Annotated in this window: 22 protein-coding genes and 1 pseudogene; 13 read left to right on the top strand and 10 right to left on the bottom strand. The window is 31.3% G+C overall.

Features of this window, described 5'->3' with window-relative positions:
- The first annotated feature begins 68 nt into the window (after positions 1-68).
- The 5 genes from AAHM86_RS04465 (at position 69) to AAHM86_RS04445 (ending at position 3,751) form a co-directional block, all read left to right on the top strand.
- The gene (locus AAHM86_RS04465; RefSeq protein WP_341748108.1) at positions 69-629 is read left to right on the top strand and encodes a cytochrome c oxidase assembly protein; all 561 of its coding nucleotides are present in this window, start codon (positions 69-71) and stop codon (positions 627-629) included.
- 333 nt (positions 630-962) lie between these two features.
- On the top strand, positions 963-1,763 hold the full coding sequence (gene map, locus AAHM86_RS04460) for a type I methionyl aminopeptidase (protein ID WP_342267416.1): 801 nt from the start codon (positions 963-965) through the stop codon (positions 1,761-1,763).
- 2 nt (positions 1,764-1,765) lie between these two features.
- Entirely contained in the window at positions 1,766-2,434 is a 669-nt protein-coding gene (radC, locus tag AAHM86_RS04455; protein ID WP_342267415.1) for a RadC family protein, read from the top strand.
- Positions 2,431-3,444, top strand: a complete 1,014-nt coding sequence (locus AAHM86_RS04450) for a UDP-phosphate alpha-N-acetylglucosaminyltransferase (protein WP_342267414.1) — start codon at positions 2,431-2,433, stop codon at positions 3,442-3,444. Before radC ends, AAHM86_RS04450 begins: the two co-directional genes overlap by 4 nt.
- Positions 3,431-3,751, top strand: a complete 321-nt coding sequence (locus AAHM86_RS04445; protein ID WP_342267413.1) for a DUF721 domain-containing protein — start codon at positions 3,431-3,433, stop codon at positions 3,749-3,751. Before AAHM86_RS04450 ends, AAHM86_RS04445 begins: the two co-directional genes overlap by 14 nt.
- A 15-nt stretch (positions 3,752-3,766) precedes the next feature.
- On the opposite strand, the gene metG is transcribed toward AAHM86_RS04445, so the two are convergent.
- The 4 genes from metG to AAHM86_RS04425 form a co-directional block, all read right to left on the bottom strand.
- Positions 3,767-5,305 (bottom strand): methionine--tRNA ligase, encoded by a 1,539-nt coding sequence (metG, locus tag AAHM86_RS04440; protein WP_342267412.1) that lies wholly within the window; start codon positions 5,303-5,305, stop codon positions 3,767-3,769.
- Between the two features lie 170 nt (positions 5,306-5,475).
- Positions 5,476-5,874: a type II toxin-antitoxin system VapC family toxin gene (locus AAHM86_RS04435; RefSeq protein ID WP_342267411.1), complete on the bottom strand. Its 399-nt coding sequence runs from the start codon at positions 5,872-5,874 to the stop codon at positions 5,476-5,478.
- Positions 5,871-6,095, bottom strand: a complete 225-nt coding sequence (locus AAHM86_RS04430) for an AbrB/MazE/SpoVT family DNA-binding domain-containing protein (protein ID WP_342267410.1) — start codon at positions 6,093-6,095, stop codon at positions 5,871-5,873. Before AAHM86_RS04430 ends, AAHM86_RS04435 begins: the two co-directional genes overlap by 4 nt.
- Before the next feature lie 47 nt (positions 6,096-6,142).
- A complete protein-coding gene (locus AAHM86_RS04425; RefSeq protein ID WP_342267409.1) occupies positions 6,143-6,910 on the bottom strand; it encodes an SIMPL domain-containing protein in 768 nt (255 codons plus the stop codon).
- A 402-nt stretch (positions 6,911-7,312) separates the two neighbouring features.
- On the opposite strand from AAHM86_RS04425, the pseudogene AAHM86_RS04420 reads away from it, so the two are divergent.
- From AAHM86_RS04420 to AAHM86_RS04410, 3 genes and pseudogenes are all read left to right on the top strand, one after another.
- A pseudogene (locus AAHM86_RS04420) lies at positions 7,313-8,443 on the top strand (IS4 family transposase); the annotation flags it as partial.
- Positions 8,444-8,446: 3 nt separating this feature from the next.
- Positions 8,447-8,692 carry an IS4 family transposase gene (locus AAHM86_RS04415; RefSeq protein ID WP_342267408.1) on the top strand — a complete coding sequence of 82 codons (246 nt, stop codon included), beginning with the start codon at positions 8,447-8,449 and terminating at the stop codon, positions 8,690-8,692.
- A gap of 494 nt (positions 8,693-9,186) precedes the next feature.
- A complete protein-coding gene (locus AAHM86_RS04410; RefSeq protein ID WP_342267407.1) occupies positions 9,187-10,674 on the top strand; it encodes a carboxypeptidase M32 in 1,488 nt (495 codons plus the stop codon).
- Between the two features lie 275 nt (positions 10,675-10,949).
- Here the strand turns inward: AAHM86_RS04410 and AAHM86_RS04405 are convergent, their stop codons facing one another.
- Complete coding sequence (locus tag AAHM86_RS04405) at positions 10,950-12,902, bottom strand: primosomal protein N' (RefSeq protein ID WP_342267406.1); 1,953 nt, start codon at positions 12,900-12,902, stop codon at positions 10,950-10,952.
- A 277-nt stretch (positions 12,903-13,179) separates the two neighbouring features.
- On the opposite strand from AAHM86_RS04405, the gene AAHM86_RS04400 reads away from it, so the two are divergent.
- From AAHM86_RS04400 to AAHM86_RS04390, 3 genes are all read left to right on the top strand, one after another.
- Positions 13,180-13,470, top strand: a complete 291-nt coding sequence (locus tag AAHM86_RS04400; RefSeq protein ID WP_342267405.1) for a transposase — start codon at positions 13,180-13,182, stop codon at positions 13,468-13,470.
- Between the two features lie 2 nt (positions 13,471-13,472).
- Complete coding sequence (locus AAHM86_RS04395) at positions 13,473-13,985, top strand: IS5 family transposase (protein ID WP_342268382.1); 513 nt, start codon at positions 13,473-13,475, stop codon at positions 13,983-13,985.
- A gap of 222 nt (positions 13,986-14,207) precedes the next feature.
- A complete protein-coding gene (locus AAHM86_RS04390; RefSeq protein WP_342267404.1) occupies positions 14,208-14,654 on the top strand; it encodes an HD domain-containing protein in 447 nt (148 codons plus the stop codon).
- Here the strand turns inward: AAHM86_RS04390 and AAHM86_RS04385 are convergent.
- The 5 genes from AAHM86_RS04385 to hemE all read right to left on the bottom strand — a co-directional run bounded on the left by AAHM86_RS04385 (position 14,581) and on the right by hemE (position 18,614).
- Positions 14,581-15,468, bottom strand: coding sequence for an MFS transporter (locus AAHM86_RS04385; RefSeq protein WP_342267403.1), 888 nt, complete (start codon positions 15,466-15,468; stop codon positions 14,581-14,583). The genes AAHM86_RS04390 and AAHM86_RS04385 overlap by 74 nt on opposite strands.
- A 195-nt stretch (positions 15,469-15,663) precedes the next feature.
- A complete protein-coding gene (locus AAHM86_RS04380) occupies positions 15,664-15,960 on the bottom strand; it encodes a hypothetical protein (protein ID WP_342267402.1) in 297 nt (98 codons plus the stop codon).
- A gap of 113 nt (positions 15,961-16,073) precedes the next feature.
- A complete protein-coding gene (gene hemJ, locus AAHM86_RS04375) occupies positions 16,074-16,511 on the bottom strand; it encodes a protoporphyrinogen oxidase HemJ (RefSeq protein WP_342267401.1) in 438 nt (145 codons plus the stop codon).
- Positions 16,512-16,528: 17 nt separating this feature from the next.
- A complete protein-coding gene (hemH, locus tag AAHM86_RS04370; protein ID WP_342267400.1) occupies positions 16,529-17,617 on the bottom strand; it encodes a ferrochelatase in 1,089 nt (362 codons plus the stop codon).
- Positions 17,595-18,614: a uroporphyrinogen decarboxylase gene (hemE, locus tag AAHM86_RS04365; protein WP_342267399.1), complete on the bottom strand. Its 1,020-nt coding sequence runs from the start codon at positions 18,612-18,614 to the stop codon at positions 17,595-17,597. The genes hemH and hemE overlap by 23 nt, the downstream gene beginning before the upstream one ends.
- Before the next feature lie 392 nt (positions 18,615-19,006).
- Between hemE and AAHM86_RS04360 the strand changes: the two genes are divergently transcribed.
- Together AAHM86_RS04360 and trxA are read left to right on the top strand one after the other, a co-directional pair.
- A complete protein-coding gene (locus tag AAHM86_RS04360) occupies positions 19,007-19,852 on the top strand; it encodes a pyruvate, water dikinase regulatory protein (RefSeq protein WP_342267398.1) in 846 nt (281 codons plus the stop codon).
- Between the two features lie 359 nt (positions 19,853-20,211).
- Positions 20,212-20,535 carry a thioredoxin gene (gene trxA / locus AAHM86_RS04355; RefSeq protein WP_342267397.1) on the top strand — a complete coding sequence of 108 codons (324 nt, stop codon included), beginning with the start codon at positions 20,212-20,214 and terminating at the stop codon, positions 20,533-20,535.
- The last annotated feature ends 7 nt before the right edge of the window (positions 20,536-20,542 follow it).

Here is a 20,542-nt window from a genome sequence, read left to right as displayed (position 1 = left end):
AAAATATTTTAAATAGACTTCTTGTAAAAAATTGAAATTTAACTTTTTTACAAAAAGAGAGCAACATAGTGTTACAAAAATCTAATAGAAATTTTGCCTTAGCCCTAGTTAGTTTAGTACTTAGCATGGTTTTTTTAAGCTTTGCATCAATACCAATTTACAATTTATTTTGTAAAGTTACTGGATATGGTGGTACTACCACAAGACAAGAACTCAATATATATTCTCCTAAAAAAGGAACTAGAACCATAACTATAGAATTTGATTCCAATGTTGACAGTAAATTGCCTTGGAGATTTATTCCTAAGCAAAGGAGGTCTAAAGTTACCCTAGGACAAAATACACTAATTTTTTATGAGTCTGAAAATCTAAGTAACGATGATATAATAGGAACTTCCATTTATAATGTTACACCTAATAAAGCTGGTAAATACTTTGTTAAAATACATTGTTTTTGTTTTGAAGAACAGTTATTAAAAGCAGGAGAAAAAATGTTGATGCCAGTGACATTTTTTATAGACTCTGATTTTGAGGAAGATAAAGAAATGAATGATGTGGATACAATAACCTTATCTTATAGTTTTTATAAGGTAAGAACCATTGAAAAAGATTCAATGAAATTCAAATAATAATTTAAGAAGTAGAAATTTAGTATATATTTATATAGCTAACCCGATTAGCATTACTTCGTCATTGTGAGGAGTGCGTGAGTACGACTAAACAATCTAAATGAAGTGGATTGCCACGACCACTCACGTGGTCTCGCTAATAGACGGAAAGGCTTTTACCCAAACGTCATTGCGAGGAGTAGCATTGCTACGACGAAGCAATCTATATCCAATCGTCTTCTTGGATTGCTTCGTCGCCACCAAAGTGGCTTCTCGCAATGACAACAATTTACTATGGCTAAATACTAATCGGGTTAGCTATAGATGATTTTAATAAAAAAAGTTAATTATTTTATGACCATAACAATTCATTCCCAAGAAAACTTTAAGAAAATGCATATTGCAGGTAAACTTGCTGCAGAAACCTTAGATTTCATTACTAATTATGTAAAACCAGGAGTGAGTACGATCTATTTAAATGATCTTTGCCACGATTTTATTGTGTCCAATAATGCAATCCCTGCACCTTTGAACTATAATGGGTTTCCGAAATCAATTTGTACTTCTGTTAATCATGTAGTATGCCATGGTATTCCAAATGATAAACTCCTTAAAAATGGCGATATAATAAATATCGACGTTACTGTAATTGTCGATGGATGGTATGGTGATACTAGTAGAATGTATTATGTTGGTGATGTAGGAATTAAAGCAAAACGCTTAGTACAGGTTACTTATGATGCTATGATGATAGGAATTGAACTAGTAAAACCAGGAGTACATTTAGGAGATATCGGAAATGCTATACAAACTTATGTTGAAAAACATAATTATTCAGTTGTTAGAAATTATACTGGTCACGGGATAGGGCGTATATTTCATACAGAACCAACTATTCTACATTATGGCAAAGCTGGCACTGGCTTGGTCTTAGAGGAAGGTATGTTTTTTACTATTGAACCAATGGTAAATGCTGGACATCACTCCACTCATCTAAGTAAATTAGACGGTTGGACAGTTACAACAAGTGATAAATCATTATCAGCACAATTTGAACATAGTTTAGGCGTAACCAAAGATGGTTTTGACATTTTTACTTTATCACCAAAACATTTGACATATCCGCCTTATAAAACAGACTTATTGGAAAACTAAATATGAAAAATGATATACCCCATTATATTGGGCATAGACAACGTATTATTGTTTCTGCAGAAAATCTTGCAGATTATGAATTACTTGAAATGATATTATTTTCTGTAATACCTAGAAAAGATGTAAAACCATTAGCAAAGGAATTATTAATACAATTTGGTAGTCTTGCTAATTTAATAAATGCAGATAAAGAAAAATTGCTTAATATTAAAGGAACTAATGATAATTTATATGTAAATTTTGTCATTATGCGTGAACTAACTAACAGAATGCTAAAACAAAAAGTAATAAATCAAAATGTAATTAGTTCTTGGAACGTTCTAATAGACTATCTAAAAGCAACGATGGGCAGCATGAAAACAGAACAATTTCGTATCTTATTTTTAAATAAAAAGAATGTCCTAATTGCTGATGAAATTTTAAGCCAAGGCACTATAGATCAGGCAACAATATATCCAAGAGAAATAATTAAAAGAGCTTTATTTAATGAAGCTGGTGCAATTATATTGGTACATAATCATCCAAGTGGTGTTAGTAAGCCTTCAAATACTGATATTGAACTAACACACAAAATAGTAGAAACTTGTGCTAATATGAACATATCGGTTCATGACCACGTAATTATTACAGCCAATGAATATTTCAGTTTTAAATCTAATATGCTGTTATGAGTAACTTTATTAATTATAGTTTTTTGTTTTTATTATCTTTTATAGCAACAAGCTTTCTTACTTGGCTATTGATTTCTAGTCTTCCATCTTTTGGAGTGGTGGATATACCAGATCCACGTAGAGTACATAGTAGAATCACACCAAGAGGAGGTGGACTTGCGATAGTTATAGTGGTAATAATTGCTCTTATCGCCTATGAATATTTTTCAACAAAAACTCTGATAAACTCAATTAAAATTGTACCTTTACTGCTGATCATTTCCAGCATTTCATTTTTAGATGATCTTATTTCCATTCCGATATTTGTAAGACTAATTTTTCACATAATTTGTTCTACAATAGCCATTTTCCTATTTTTATTTCCAGTAGTATTATTTCATCACGAATTACCTTTATATATTGATTTTATGCTATCTATAATAGGATTGATTGTCTTTTTAAATATTTATAATTTTCTTGATGGAATAGATGGTATTAGTGGTGCTGAATCTATTCATTTATCGATCACTATATTGATACTTTGTTATCTAAAATCTGATATAATAATAAATATAAATTTTATAATTGTGCTTAACATCATTATATTAGCATGTTCCATAGGTTTTTTGATATTTAACTGGCATCCTGCTAAAATCTTTCTAGGGGACGTAGGTAGTATAAGCTTAGGATTTTTATTAGGTTTATGTTTGCTACTTATTTCAGCATCTAGTGTTCATTTGTTTGTTGCTTCATCTATTGCTAGCTTATATTACCTAGCAGATGGAGGATTAACCATACTAATTAGACTAGTTAATAAGGAGAAAATTTGGCAACCTCACTTAAAGCATTTTTTTCAAAAAGCAGTCAGAAATGGTAAAAGTCATAAGGAAGTAGTGAGTAGAATTATAATATGCAATATATTACTTATGGTATTATCAATCATTTCTCTGTACTTTCCTTTATTATCAATTATCTTTGCTATATTAGTAGTAATGGTTACAATAATTAATTTTGCCCATGAAACCGCTTAGCCATGACATCAACATAATTATTAGACGAATCTTTGGTAAACAGCACCAATTGCTTGCAGAAATTATGATTAATTGGAGCAAGATTGTTGGACCAAAATTTAGTAGCAAAACTAGCCCCTTAAAAATATCTAGCCCTAAAGAGAAAGGACAGAGAATAAATATTTTACATGTACAAGTGGAAAATTCGAGCATCGCCTTAGAAATATCATTTCACCAACAGATAATTATTGAGCGTATTTCCGTTTATCTAGGTTTTAAGGCCATACATAGTTTAAGAACTACAATATATGCTACAAGAAATAACTAGAATAGACTTCTATTTTCATCGAGTATTATCCTGAAATCTTGGAAATATAGCTTTTGGCTGGCTAATGTTACTACCTGGAATTAAAATAAACTCCTTTGTTAAATGTTTAAACATTCTCTGACTTTTTGGTACACCAAGCTGATCAAGCATTTTATTAGCCGAATCAGGAATAAATGGCTGTAACATTACAGCAATATATCTTAGTGTCTCAAGTAGCGTATATAACACCTCATTCATCCTTATAGGATCAGTTTTTTTTAACTGCCAAGGGGCTTTTCGATCTATATAAATATTGGCTTCTTCGGTTAAAGTAATAATATTTTCTAACACAGAATTAATAGCAAAAGTCTTAGTGAACAGTGAATTTTCTGATATAATTTGGTGGGATAGCTTCATTAAAAATGACTCATAAATGCTATCGATAGATTCCTTGCCAATTGACGGAATTTTTGTCTCGTTGTTATTATAAACAAAGGCTAGAGTTCTTTGCAATAAATTACCAATTTTATTAGATAACTCACTATTCACTCTATTGATTAAGCTACTACGAGAATAATTACCATCTGAGCCAAATATTACCTCTCTCATCAAATAATACCTAACTGTATCTAAACCAAACTCTTTTATTAATTGCAATGGATCAATTACATTGCCTATAGATTTAGAGATTTTTTGTCCTTCATTAGTCCACCACCCATGTGCCATAACACATTTTGGTAGCGGCAAGCCAGCTGCCATCAAAAATGCTGGCCAGTATACGGCATGAAAGCGTAATATATCTTTACCGACTATATGAACATCAGCCGGCCAAAATTTGTTATACTTGCTTGTATCATTTGGATATCCTAAAGCAGAAATATAGTTGGTTAGTGCATCAAGCCATACATATATTACGTGCTTTTCATCATTTAGTACTTTAATTCCCCACTTAAAACTAGAACGTGATATGGATAAATCATGCAATCCGGATTTGACAAAACTAATAACTTCATTACGTCTAGTACTTGGTCTGATAAAATCAGGGTTGGCATCGTAAAAATCTAATAATTTATCTTGCCATTTTGATAAGGCAAAAAAGTAACTTGGTTCTTCAAGCCATTCAACAGGAGATTTAGTCGGAGCTAGTCCATCTTCTGTTAATTCTGATTCATCATAAAAAGCCTCATCACGCGTCGAGTACCAGCCTTTATAGCTATCAAGGTAAATATTGCCACTATCTAGCAATTTTTGCCATAGACTACTTACTGCTTGTTTATGCCTAGCTTCTGTAGTTCTAATAAAATCATCATTAGAAATGTTCATTGAGTGCATTAATGTACGAAAAGTTTCAGATACTGTATCGGTAAATATTTGTGGTTCAACATTTTTGGCAATAGCAGATTTTTCTACCTTTTGACCATGTTCATCAGTACCGGTCAGAAACATTACCTCTTTACCTGATAAACGCATAAATCTTGCTATTACGTCAGACGCAACGCTTGTATAAGCATGCCCTATGTGAGGTATATCATTAACATAATAAATAGGGGTGGTAATATAATATGTATTTTTCATAATGAATTTATAATGGATAAACCTATATTTGTTATAGTTATTCTTGCTAAATATGTATACTATAAAAATAGTTAATTTGAGCCGCTTGTTGCCGATGAAAGCAAGCCAGTGTCATTTCGAAATCAAGCAGTCACAAGTATACATTAGAATAAGATTGTAAATCTTTTGACCTAAGGGTGAATAAGATGGAGTTTAGAAAAATATGTTTTGTAACGTGCCACATCTCTTGTAAGAAGAGGAATATTTAATACAGACGCATGTGCTCCGATAAAGAAATCTAGTAATACGGAGTTTTTCTTGCCACTATTTGCTTTTTTATATTGTATAAAAACTTTTCCTGCTAAAAATAGGGCTTCTTTAGGGATAGGGAGAACTTTAAAATTATTGCCGATTACTTCTTCAAGTTCTTCAATTCTTTCAAACCCTATTGAAACTTCTGTATATATATAATCATTAATTGCTAATTCATGAAATTGCGATAATTTTAACAATTGGTTAGAAGACCAATTATACCAACTAGCATCATAGGTGATAATATCCAATAATATATTACTGTCAACTAAGATCATGATCTAGTTAATTTCATTATGGTATCAGTAGACATTTTTACTGTGCTTTTTCTAGACATATGCAATATTAATTTATTACCTCTATTATTTTGATTTTGATATTTTTTTAATAGAACGCCGTCTTCTTTTTCTACAAAAGTGATTTCTGTATCTGGCAAGAAGCCAAATTTACTTCTAATATCTATAGGTATAGTTATTTGCCCTTTACTAGATACTTTCATAATTATTACCTCGTGCTTTCGTTGTGCTATAAAATATAAGTGGCACTTTATCGTTTGTTTCCTAACACTGAGCCGTATTTAAGCAAAGCAGTAGCGGAAACAGTTATAGTTACCTCACTTGTGCTTGGTTCTGCAACTGGCATATTAACCGCACTATCATTAGCATTTACAGGTAATCCCATCATCAATCTAGGCACTGGAATTCTCCTTGTTTCAGAATCAACATTTATCATAGTAAATCCATCGTATTCTTTACCAAGAGCTTTAGCTACACGTGTAGCTCGTTGCTTTAGTTTTGCAATAGCAGCTTCTATCATAGAATCTCGGATGACTTCTCTTTTTTCATTAGAAAGAGTATAATTTAAACTTTGTATTAACAGCCCTTCATTCTGTAATTTTCCAATTAATGTCAATAAAGCCTCAGATGATTTGCTTTTCAGTGATAATACCTGAGTACCACGCCACATTTTTTTCTTTACTTCATCTTTTTTATTATCAATATTTTGGTCTTGGTTATATTGGTAAACATAATATTGTTCTGTTGACACAGTAATATCTTCAACTTCTTTAGCCATTTTTACTGCTTTAGATATCATTAGGTTAATCTCATCCTGTATATATTTTAGATCAACTCCCTCTTTTTCTATTCGCATACTAGATATAAGTAAATCTTCTTTTACATCCATTTGTTCAGTAACAGATATATTAAGATACGAACCATTCTGATTTGTTGGTAAATCTTTAGACTGCATAGCAATTACCGGTAAAGTAAATGATATTAACGCTATAGCAATAGTAAGAAGACTTTTATACATACCTACCCCTAGAATAGTTTTGTTTTTTGAGATTATCCAAAACGCTCCATCTTATTTCAAAAAAAAGCACTTCCCCTCTAGAACCCAAAAAACATCCAGTTTATCCACGGGGATTTATGCTTAGACCCTATAAGTCTAGTATACGTTATAAGTAAAGAACTTACAAGTAAGAATCTTACTATTCTTATTAAAAAATACATATCTACAGCCATGAATGTGTATTTGCTAGCATACTTCAATAGTGTCTTGGGCTTACTTTTACCCACAAATATAAAATTAAGTATAAAATAATATTGAATTATATACTTAAAATATAAGAAGGGGAAAGAATGAGGCATATACAAGCATTATCTAATGCTTACAACTTAGGTGATAAGTGGTTAGAAAGGGGAATTTAGGCATGTTAACTTTGGAGATCAAAGACTTATAAAAAGGCTTATTAAAACTAGCTCACTTATAGAAAGCAAAGCTTCTGGTTCAATAAATCAAAGTTGCAGAAGTTGGAAAGAGGCTAAAGAAGCGTATAGATTATTTAGCAATAAAAAATTTGATCCAGCGGGAATTTATCATTCATATTATAAAGAAACACAAGAAAGGATTAAAGGTAATGAGTTTGTATTTTCAGTTCAGGATACAACATACCTAGATTTTGATTCTCATATTAAAACTAAAGGACTCGGTAGCGTCTCAAAGTCTTATACAAAACATAAAATGGGGCTGATTGTGCATAGTGCATTGATGTTTACAGTGGAAGGATTACCTTTAGGATTATCTTCTCAACAATGTTGGGCTCGTGCTATACGCGAAGAAACTGCACAAGAGAAATCAAGAAGAAAATATATCTCTTCTAGTGAAGATAAAGAAAGTTATAAGTGGATAGCAGCACTTAAGGACACTATGCATATTATACCTAAAGACACTAAAGTTATAACTATTGGTGACAGAGAAGCAGATATCTTTGAACTATTATGGTCGTGTCAAGAAAAGGGTAGTTTGTTTATTGTTCGTAATAGACAAAATAGAAAATTTATTTCTACAGAGGGAAGAAAAACAAATTTGCAAACCCATATAAATCAGATATCAGCAAAGAAAGAAATAGTAATTCAAGTTCCAAAAAAGAACAATGAAGCAGCAAGAATGGCAAATATTGAAATAAAATATATGTCTGGTTTAATACCAATTAGAACCCCTTCATTATATGGTTCAAAAAATACTGAACACAAAATCAGTGATAAAGTAGTGCTCTATGTTGTAAGAGCTAAAGAAAAATTCCCCCCTAAAGGAGTGGAAGCAATTGATTGGCTCTTGTTAACTAATGTTCCTGTCAGTAATTTTGAAGATGCGATTAAAAGGATAAATTGGTATAAGTTAAGATGGAGAATTGAAGAATATTTTAGAGTTCTAAAATCTGGATGTAAAATAGAAAATTCTCGTTTAGCTACAAAAGAAAGACTAGAAAAATTAATTGCCATAAAAAGCATCATTGCATTTAAAATTTTATATTTATCAAAAGTAGCAATATCTCATCCGTAAGAAGTGTGTACTAAGATTTTAACTTCACAAGAATGGCAAGCTCTTTATATTCGAGAGCATAAAACTATTTTTATACCTGAAGAACCTCCAACTATGAAACAAGCTATTATTTGGCTTGGTAAATTAGGAGGATTTATGAATAGAAAAAATGATAAATTACCAGGAACTATGACATTATGGAGGGGCTACGAAAATCTTACAGAAAGTATCGAAATATTATCTATATTTCTTTCCCAAAATTGTGGGTAAAAGTAAGTGTCTTGGGTTGGTGAATAATTATTGTCACCCTCTAACTTCATCTCTTGTGAACAATTAGTAAAATTACCTATAATTATAATTGCTTCAGAATTAGGGTTATTGTGAATTATATTACCATCTCTAGAAATTATTTCTATCCATTGACTAATCTCTTGATCTGTCAGATTGTTAGCTACAAAATATTCTATCTCCTTAGAGAGATCAAAATGGGGTCAAAGCATAAATCCCAGCAGATAAACTAGAAACCTGTGAATTTGCAAATTCACATCTAATATTTTTTATTAATTGTACTATTTTTTTTAAAAGTTCAGGAATATATTGTTAAATATTTCATTTGCTAATAATCTTGTTGTTATATCAATAAAAATAAGATTATTAGCGATAATAGATTAAAATGCATTCGTGTCAGCCGCTTCAAGAATGCATTTTTCTGAATATTCTAGCCAGTTTTGGATTAAAACAACTTTTGAAGTAGGGGGAATTATATGAAACATTATACATTATTAGAGCAAGAGTTAGAGCAAATTTTTCAAATTAATAACGTGATTAACATACTTTATTGGGATATCGCAGTAAATATTCCGCATGGATCAATTGATAGTAGAACAAGCGAAATAGCACTACTATCTTCCATAGCCCGCTCTAGGTTACAATCGAAAAAATTAGCTGAACTAATAGAATCTGTCTCTGAAAACGTGAACACTCTTGATGTTTGGCAGTTAGCTAATTTAAGAGAAACAAAAAGACGAATTACAGAATCTACATGTATAGATGATGATTTATGGAAAATGTATGTTACTGCTAGTGCAAAATGTGAGTTAATTTGGCGAGATGCTAGAAAAAATAATGATTATCTATCACTTAAACCTTACCTACAAACAGTATTAGATTGCGTACAAAAAATGGCTAAATCTAAAGCCCATGCACTAAACTGTTCTGTATATGATGCTTTACTTGACACATATGATCCTGAACGTACACTTGATGAAGTTAAAGTAGTGTTTAATAATCTAAAAAAAACTATAACAGAATTAATTAGTCAAATAGTAGAAAAACAAAGTAAAGAAAATGTTCTACCTATCACTAATAGTATTAGTGAAGCACAACAAAAATTAATTGCTAAAAGGCTTATGGAAATAATGGGTTTTAACCTCACTAAAGGTAGGTTAGATGAATCAACCCATCCATTTTGTAGGGGTACTCCTGATGATGTTAGGTTAACTAATAGATATAATGAGTATAATTTTATTTCAGGGATTATGGGGATTATGCATGAAACTGGTCATGGTTTATATGAACAGGGCTTGCCCAGCAAATATAAAAACCAACCAGTAGGTAAGGCTAAAGGTATGGCTGTCCATGAAAGTCAATCTTTATTTATGGAAATGCAAGTAGGTAGATCAGGAGAATTTTGTCAATATCTATCAAAGCTACTTAAGGATGAATTTGGATTCAAAGGACTAGAATATTCTGCAGAAAATCTTTACAAATTAATGACAAGAGTCAAACTAGGTTTTATTAGAGTAGAAGCAGATGAAGTGACTTATCCAATGCATGTAATAGTTAGGTTTGAACTAGAAAGATTGCTAATTAGCGGAGATCTATCTTTGAATGATCTACCACATTATTGGAACAATAAGATGCAGGAATATTTAGGCATTACTCCACAGAACGATAAAGACGGATGCTTACAAGATATACATTGGCCAATGGGCAGTTTTGGTTATTTTCCATCCTATACTAATGGAGCAATTATTGCTTCAATGGTCATGAAAAAAGCACAGGAAGTTAATCACAATATAAAAAAGGAAATAACAAGAGGAGAATTCAATGGTGTAAACCAATTCTTAGATAATAATATTAGAAGCTATGGCTCATTAAAAAATACCAGTGAATTAATTAAAGACGCTACGGGTGAAGATCGCATTCAATCGGAAATATTTTTAAAATATCTCCAACAAAAATATTTATAACTTATTTAACCTCAAATATCTGTAACAAGTTAATATTAGGCTCAGTATTATCGCCACCCCTGCGAAAGCAGGGGTCTAAAAAAATAGCCAAGAAGACTATTCAACATTTTTAGACCCCAAATCCGTCATTCGCACCGAAGGCTCTCACTGGTCTAGGATGACATCCCGACTTTAAACCGGACACCAACAGGCCTTCACAGGGATGACGACATTGTAAATAACTACAAATGTAGTACTAAGCTAAAGCTTTTACTTGAATAATCATGAGAGTAATATCAAGAAAAACTCTTAGGATCTATATCCACTTTTAAATGACAAAAAGCAGGGATTTTGATTAAACTTAACCATGTTTGTAAAAATTTTTGTAAATTAAATTTCCTATCCACTATGATTAGAATACGGTAACGAAACTTTCCTGCTAATTTAAACATCAATGTACTAGATGGTCCGAGTATTCTAGCTGAACTTTTTGGTGCAATTGCAACTAGAGTTTTGGATATTTCAAGCACTTTATGCTCATTTTTCCCAGACAGAATTATTGATGCCATTTTGGTGAAAGGAGGCATATTCTCTGCTTGCCTTGTTTTAAGTTCATATTGTAAAAACTGATCTCCTCCATTTTTTATATAACTAAATATAGCATTATCTGGATAATAAGTTTGCATTAATACTAGACCTTTTTTATCTTCTCTTCCTGCCCTACCTCCTACTTGGTGAAGTAGTTGATAATTGCGTTCACTTGACCGCAAGTCTCCACTACTAATAGCCCCAAGATCAGCATCAACAACACCTACTAAAGTAAGGTTAGGAAAGTGATAACCTTTAGTAATCATCTGAGTACCAATTAGAATATCAACCTCAGAATGCTCCATTTTATATAATAATTCGCGGATCTTCTCAGGTTTTTTGGCATAATCTTTGCTAATTACCGCAATTTTACTATCGGGAAAAAGATGCCTAGTTTCTTCTTCAATTCTTTCAATCCCAGGACCACAAACAGTTAAAGAGTCTTCTTCGCGACAATCAGGACAAAAAATATGAATCCTACTTTGATAACCACAATGGTGACATTCAAGTTTTTTGCTAGATTTATGTACCACTAACCAAGCAGAGCAAGAATTACAAGTAAAACGATAACCGCAAAGTTTACATAACATCAAAGGGGCATAACCCCTACGATTCAAAAATAATAACACCTGCTCTTTACTTGCTAGCTTTTTACCAATTAATGCTATTAACTCCTTAGATAAGTAAGAATTTTTTGATAATTTCTCCTTTTTCATATCAATTATTTGAATTTCTGGCAAAGTTGCCTCCTGATAACGATTTGACAATTCAATTAATTGATACTTATTGGTACTTACGTTATAAATTGTTTCAATAGACGGAGTAGCCGAGCATAATACTACTTTTATTTTGGATAAGCTTCCCCGCAATACCGCTACATCGCGAGCATTATATAATATACCATCATCTTGCTTATAAGAACTATCATGCTCTTCATCAATAATAATTAATCCAAGATTACTATACGGCAGAAATAGACTACTTCTAGCACCAATTATAACTTTAATTTCATTGTTGAGCAAACCTCTTAAAATCATCTTTTTCTGAGCTTTAGTAATCGCAGAATTCCATATTACTGGCTGAAAGCCAAAGCGTGCTGTAAAACGATTTATAATTTGCTGACTTAAAGCAATTTCTGGTAACATGATCAATATTTGGTTACCTTGCTTCAAATAATCAGCCAATAGATGAAAGTAAATTTCTGTTTTACCTGATCCGGTTACTCCCTTAATAATTGATGGTTTATCCGATTGACTTAATAGAGAAAGTGCTTCTTGTTGCTCTACTGAAAGATTTGGCAAAATAAAATCTTTGTTTAATTCTTGATGCTTTATTTTTATAGGTTGCTGGGCAATATCGATCGGCAAAGTCAACTTAGCAACTGAACCAAGTGAAGTCATATAATAATTAGCAGCCCACTTAATTAAATCTAATATTTCCTGATTAAACCTAAATTCAAGTGGCACTTTTTGTTTAATAGATTTGATTTTACTAGTTCCCTCTGAAACTTCAGTATCTAATTGCCAAACTATACCCGTTAATTCTTTATTCCTAAATGGGACAACTACTAAATCTCCTATAGCTAATTTTAATCCATTTGGAATTAAATAATCCAACGGGAAAAGCTTAGCTAATGGCAATAATATTTTTGCAACTTGCATTGAAATTCATTTTCAGGTCATTTGAGTATACCATATACTATATACTAATTATCAGAAGCACTAATAGATAAACAATAACAAAATGCAAAAATATTCATCTTTTTTAAAAAAAATATAATAAATTCCTAGTAATATTCTAATTTTTAGTTTAACTTGTATAGTGATTTAAAATATTATGGTTTTTATGGAAGATATTAACTATTGGGACAACTCAAAGTATGAATATTGTCAGTATGCTACTAGGGCATATCGTCACGAGATTATAGTTGAATAATTTGTGAAGTTGGTTATACTAATTATAGTAATAGGGATAATAGTTATGGGGCTAGCACATAGAAGACATGATATAAATGATGAACTTTGGAATAAGATACAAAGGCATTTGCCTGGCAGGGAAGGTTGTTGGGGAGGGGTTGCAAAAGATAATAGAACCTTTGTAAATGCAGTAATGTGGATATTTAGGACAGGAGCTCCTTGGAGAGATTTGCCACCTGATTATGGGAATTGGAAGAATGTACACAGAAGATTCTGTAATGGTGCGATAATGGAGTATGGGAGCATGTACTAAATATTTTTATAAATGCTCCTGATTTCGAATGGTTAATGATAGATTCAACATTTGTAAAAGTTCATAAAGCAGGACTTGGGGCAAAAGGCAGGAATCAAACGATTAGCCGTACAAAAGGGGGCTCAATACAAAGATACATATGGCCGTGGATGTGCAATGGTATGCCGGTCAGAATTATTGTTACAGAAGGTTCCAGAAACGATTGTACTCAAGCTTGTGAATTAACCCAAAATATAGAGGCAGAGTACCTTATAGCAGATAAAGCTTATGACACAAATAGCATCGTAGAATTTGCTGAGCAAGCAAATATAATTCCTGTAATACCATCAAAAAGAAACAGAAAGATTCAAAGAGAGATAGATAAGGATTTATATAAGTTAAGGCACATTATTGAAAATACATTTCAAAAATTTAAAGAATGGCGTGGTATAGCAACAAGATATGCTAAAAATACAAAATCATACATGGCAGGTCTTTGTCTAAGGGGATTACTAATGTGGGCTAAAATCTCGTGACGATATACCCTAGGCTATTGAACAAACTCTGTAAGATAAATGAGGAAGTAAACCGACCAATAAATATTGACGAAGTTAAAAAAGCTATTTATTACGCCAAAAAATATCACGGCAGTCAAATGAGACAGTCTGGCGAACCCTATTACTCGCATCCAATTGAAGTAGCGTATATGGTAGTGGGAATATGCAGCATCAGAAATTCCAAGCTATTTCAGAACTGATATGATTGTTACCAGTATACTGCATGATACTATCGAGGATACAAAACTGACCGAAAAGATGATTGAATATATTTTTGGAAGTGTAGTAGCTAGTCAAGTAGAAGCTTTAACTAGGGTTAAACCTCACGGCAAGATTAGCTCCAAAGAGATTTTAAATTTATTATATCAACAAAAAAAATATGATGTAGCATTTATTAAAATTTTCGACCGAATTCACAACTTACAAACTATAGGAATTAAATCACCTGAAAAAGCTAGGAAGATTATTGAGGAAACTATAGAAGAATTTATAAGTCTAGCTATATACTTAGAAGCAATTGGTTTAGAAAAAAAACTAATAGAGCTATGTTATCAATATTTATCTACTATATCATCTAAGCAATATTTGCTACAGAGTCTACATAAGTTTTCTTTTCAGAAAGATTTCCAGCATCTTTCTCGAGTTTAATAAAATATGATAATCCATATGCACAACCTACAACTGTTGGGATTGTAATAAAATACAATCCCCAATGACTAAAATAATCTGTTAGGTACACAAGGGTAACAGAAGTAATAAGATATACTAAAGCTCGGGATGCAGCGTATATCGCACTAGTATAAGTAAAACGTTTAAAAACTGGAAAATGCTTAAAGAATATTGCATTAGCTGGTGATGCTTCGCATGCAGTAAATAATAGTAAAGACTGAATTATCAATATATCAAAGCCAGTTGTTGCATTATTCAATAAATATGGAATCATTAGGAAATATATTGAAACTAAAATTAATCTTATCTTTAATATCACTAGTGGATGATATTTATTGGTGAAATACAGCACAAAAATCATGTTTCCTAGTAATATAGCAGATACAATAAAGTTATTGTAAATAATTTGTTCGGCTGTATAGTGAAATGAATATTTTAAAATATTAGCACAATGTATATAAGTAAAATAAAAAATTACTGACCATATACAATCTACTAACAGTAAACTTATTGTTGTTTTCCAATTAGTTTTTTCTTGAATATTGAGAGTATCTTGCATTATATGTTCAACGTCAATGTTAGATACTATACTTTTTAACTGTTGAAAAGTTTTGTTTAATCGACGTTTAGCGTCGGCAAATTCAGGTGTTTCTCGCAACGTTGTCCTAGCAATCATACCAACTAATGCCACACCTGCACCAAACCAAAAAGCCAGTCGCCAATTAAGAGCATAAGAAATAACAAGAGAGGCTACACCTAGAGCAGCAAACCCCCCCTCCAAAGAAGGCAGCACAAAAAACTATCATAGCTACAGAAACATATCGTCCTGGTGGTTGTAGATATTCTGTTAGATATAATTGAGCTCCTGTGATTTCCCCCATAGAAGTCATACCTTGTACAATACGACATATTGTCACCAGCCAAGCTGCAGTAATCCCTATTTGAGCAAAAGTTGGCAAATTAGCCATGACAAAACAAGATATTGCCATTAAAAAAATGCTTTCCTTCCTACATTATCGCCTATCCAACCAAATATTAATGCACCAAATGGTCTAAGCAAGTAAGTAGAACAAAAAGCAGCGGCTGAAAGAAGAGTAGCCGTATGCGGGTCAGTTTTTGGAAAAAACAACTCATTAAGCAATACCGCCATATGCACATAAAGCATTAAGTCAAAATATTCAAGAAATGTCCCTATTGAGAGTAATCCAACAACCTCTTTTTGTTCTCTAGTCAAACTAGTCTGTTTTTGCATAACCTTATTATCTGCTTGGATAATTTTGTTCATATAATTGTTTAAGCCTCACTGCTATGTTAGCTATAATAATTACTTGCTTCAATAATTATTATATGCATCACAATTAGAAATCAGTAGTATGAATAATAAAGCAGAAAAATATATTAATCAAATGGTTTAACAATAACCATGACAACAGCCACTATCATCAACAGTGCTGGTACTTCATTAATGATACGATAAAATCTTTCAGAATGATTATTTTTGCCTTCAACAAAATTCTTCCTCCATCTAGCTAATAAACCATGAAAAATAGTGATACCTAGAACTGCTGTCATTTTTACGTAAAACCATGTTCCTAAAGCTACTAATCCGTATATATAACTGTTAATTATACCTAAGGTATAAGTGCTGATCATAGCCGGATTCATAATGATTCTGAGTAACCTACTTTCCATTAACTGAAACATCTTGTCAGTTTCACTACCTATTACAACTTTAGTATGGTAGACATATAATCTTGGTAGGTATAGTAAACCTATCATCCAAGAAATTGCTGATACAAGATGGAATGCTTTAAACCATAAATAATAACTAGCCATTAATTTTATCCCATTACTTAGTTTTTTAAATTACAAGGACACATAGTAAAATTATAAGGACATATTCTTTTATTAATTGAACTACATATCAATTTTTTTGTATCGAAACTATAATTAACTAAATTTGATACCATTTTAGTTATACTATTGATGAACAATTTATTTGTTCCAAGAGCAGGAGTCCTAATATATTCTATCTTGTACTTACCAGCAATCTTTCTATATTCAATGTCTAATTCTACCAGTGTTTCAACATGTTCTGATACAAATGCTATTGGGACTATTATAAGAGATTTATCTTCTTTTCCTGCTATCTCAATTTCATCCTCCGTATTAGGTTTAAGCCATTCCACTGGACCAACACGACTTTGATAAGTTATTTTATAATCTAAATTATCTATGCTAAGCTTAGACACCAAATTTTCTACAGTCTTTTCAATCTGCCACTGATATGGATCTCCTGCTTTTATTATTTTTACAGGCAGACCATGAGCTGAAAATAATATACGAAAATTTTTTTTGTTTTTCAATTTTTTAAATGATTGCTTTATTAATGATAAATGAGCTTCAATAAATTCGTCATCGATAGGATAACAACAAATAGTTTTAATATATTGGGAATATTCACTTTTATTTTTATAAAGAGAAGATATAAAATCTTTAATCGAAGATCCAGTAGTGGTGCTAGAAAAATGTGGGTATAATGGTAACAATATTATTTCTGAAGGGTTATACTCATTTATTTTTCTTACTGCTTCTTCGGAATTAGGATAAGAATAACGCATTGCTATAAAAATCTTAAAATCCTCATTCAGAGTTTGTTTCAACTTCTCTGTAATAGCAGCTTTTTGAGATTCTGTTTCTTGTAAAATAGGCGAATTATTACCTACTAGAGAATATATTTTCTGAGATTTTTTGTTTCTAGTGATTGATATTATCTTAGCAAGAATAAACCTTAGGGGATTTGGCAAGTTAATAATTGCTTTATCATAAAATAAGTTAAATAGAAATCGTTTGACTGAGTTTAAGCTATTTGGTCCACCAAGGTTAAAAAGTACGATGGCTATTTTTTTTTGAGATATTTTAGTATTTAAATTCTCTAACATAATTAACTAAAAACTCAACATTTTCAACTGGTGTATTTGGCAAAACACCATGTCCAAGATTAAATATAAAATTTCTTTCTTTAAAATTTGCAATTATTTTACTTACCTTTTCTGCGATAATTTCTTTATTAGTAAGCAATATAAATGGGTCTAAATTACCTTGTACAACAATTTTCTCACTCCATAATTTCATAGCACTAGCTGGTACAAACTGATCTGCTCCAATAGCATCCACTCCAGTATTAATAATATATTTTTCATATAAAAGCCCAGAACCTCTTGGAAAACCTATAATCGGTAAATGTGGAAACTGTTTTTTTAAAGCTAATACTATTTTTTTTGTTGGTTGCACTACAAACTGATCATATTCTGCTTCTTCTAATATCCCTGCCCATGAATCGAATAATTGTACTAAGTCTGCCCCAGCTTTTACTTGTTCCTTTAAATGAATAATAGTTTTTTCAGTAATAAAGTCTAGAAGTTCTTGTGCTAAGTTATTATTTTCATAAATAAATTTTTTACTTGTTTCAAAACTTTGTTTGCCTCTTCCTTCAAGCATATAAGTCATTACCGTCCATGGACTACCGGCAAAACCTATCAATGCAGTATCAACTGGTAATTTTGCTTTAGTTTTATTGATTATTTCATAAATTACATTTAGTTTTCCATTAGAATTTCCTTCAAGATATTTAAAATCTTCTTTTGATTGAAATTTACGTAATATTGGTCCTATATTTTCTTCAAATTTTACATCCCAGCCAAGTGCATCAGGTAAAACCAAAATGTCAGAAAAAATTATAGCAGCATCAAATCCATACCTTCTTATTGGTTGTAAAGTCACCTCTACAGCCTTATCAACATTATAACATAAATTTAAGAAACCACTAACAGTTTTTCTTATTTTTTTATATTCAGACAAATATCTACCAGCTTGACGCATTAACCAAATAGGTACAAGATCATTTTTTTTCTTAAAAGTTTGTAAAAGCTGATTCATGAAATAACCCATAATAATCTATATTTATATATAATATTTTTTTAGTTGATATAGACATTGTTAATATGTAGATTAATTATATATACACATAGTTATACACATTTTTTTATTGCTAAATTACTAGAGAAGTTTATTAATTATAATTATTACTCACATTATTCATAGGATTATTTTTTTAGTGGATAATTCATAGTGGTTTATGTGTGTAGAATGAGAAAACGTGAAAGATATTAGATATCTAGCATTTTACACACAAAATTATCCACAAAATTATTCTTTAAATTATAGAGGTTATTAACCTCTATATACGGGATATATATGGGTAGTTATTGGTTACTTTTAATATAGAGATTAAAATATGAATAAAAATTATCCACAAAGACTAATAAACTATGAATAAGCTGATTATTCACTTAGTTTCAGACTCTTCAGTGCAAACAGTTAAACATGCAGCTAATACTGCTTTGTCACAATTTAGCAAAATTGAGTCAAAATTGTATCATTGGCCAATGTTAAGAAATGCAGAATCATTAAATGAGGTTTTAAAAAAAATCAAGATGAAACCAAGCATTGTATTGTACACTATTTTAGATCACGAACTAAGAAGAAATTTAACTAAATTTTGTTATGATTTAAAAATTCCTTGTATCTCTGTTGTAGGTAGAATTGTAAAAGAAATTTCAGTTTTTTTAGGTGTAGAAACAGAAGAAAGTTTAGTTTATGATTATAAATTTGATGAAGGTTATTTTGATAAGATTCATGCTATTGATTATACTCTTAGACATGATGATGGTCAGATGACTAGTGAATTAGATGAAGCTGATATTATTCTGATTGGTCCTTCTAGGACATCAAAAACTCCAACTTCCGTATATCTAGCATATAATGGATTTAAAACAGCAAATGTACCTTATATTCATGGTTATCCGTTTTTAGATTTGTTAGGCAGCATTACAAAACAGCTTGTAATTGGTTTGATTATTAACCCAACTCGGCTAATTGAAATAAGAGAAACTAGAATGCATTCGTTACAGATGAGCGATAATACTAATTATACGGATTTTAAAATAGTCCAAGAAGAATGTATGCAAGTAAAACAAATTTGCGAGCAACAGGGATGGTCAATAATTGATGTTTCAAGAAGATCTGTAGAAGAAACCGCTGCTGTAGCTATGAAACTTTATTATGATCGTAAGAAATATGTTCTTAACAATTTAGATACTAACATTTTTAAGTAAACTTAAAGCAGTCATTTACAATAAGAATTTTACCTAGTATGATTATAATTGTTAAAATACAGGGCTGTCATCCCCGCGTAGGTAGAGAAATCTAGAAAAATAGCAGGCTGTTGAGTATTATGCCTCATATATAATCGTCATTGCGAGGAGTCGATGAAAGCGGCGACGCGGCAATATAGGATACGCGAAGCGTTACTCTAAAAAAACAGATTCGTTGTTTACCTAGATCGCCACGGCATCTAAAGGTGTCTCGCGATGACGATTATAGAAAAATGTAGGGTACTATTATTATGCTTACGCGGGGATGACATCGAAGGTGTTTTTTATTCGATATTTAATAATTCAAAAAATAAGAGATTATGGCAAGTAATATAACAGATGATTCTTTTAATAAAGAAGTTTTAGAGTCCAACACACCTGTATTAGTTGATTTTTGGGCTGAATGGTGCGGACCATGTAAAATGTTAACACCCATTATTGAAGAATTAAGTAAGGAATTAGTGGGCAAAATAAAAATCGTTAAAATGGACATAGATCAAAATCCTAATATACCTTCAAGTTTAGGTATTCGTAGTATACCTACAATGATTTTGTTTAAAGATGGAAAACAACTAGCTACTAAGACTGGAGTATTCCCCAAAAATATTATTGAAGAATGGATTAACTCTTCAGTAAAAATATAACTCATGT

The sequence above is a fragment of the Candidatus Tisiphia endosymbiont of Empis tessellata genome, assembly GCF_964031035.1.
Lineage (GTDB): Bacteria > Pseudomonadota > Alphaproteobacteria > Rickettsiales > Rickettsiaceae > Tisiphia.
Note: the sequence above shows the minus strand (reverse complement) of the source record. Positions and strands in the feature narration are given on the sequence as shown.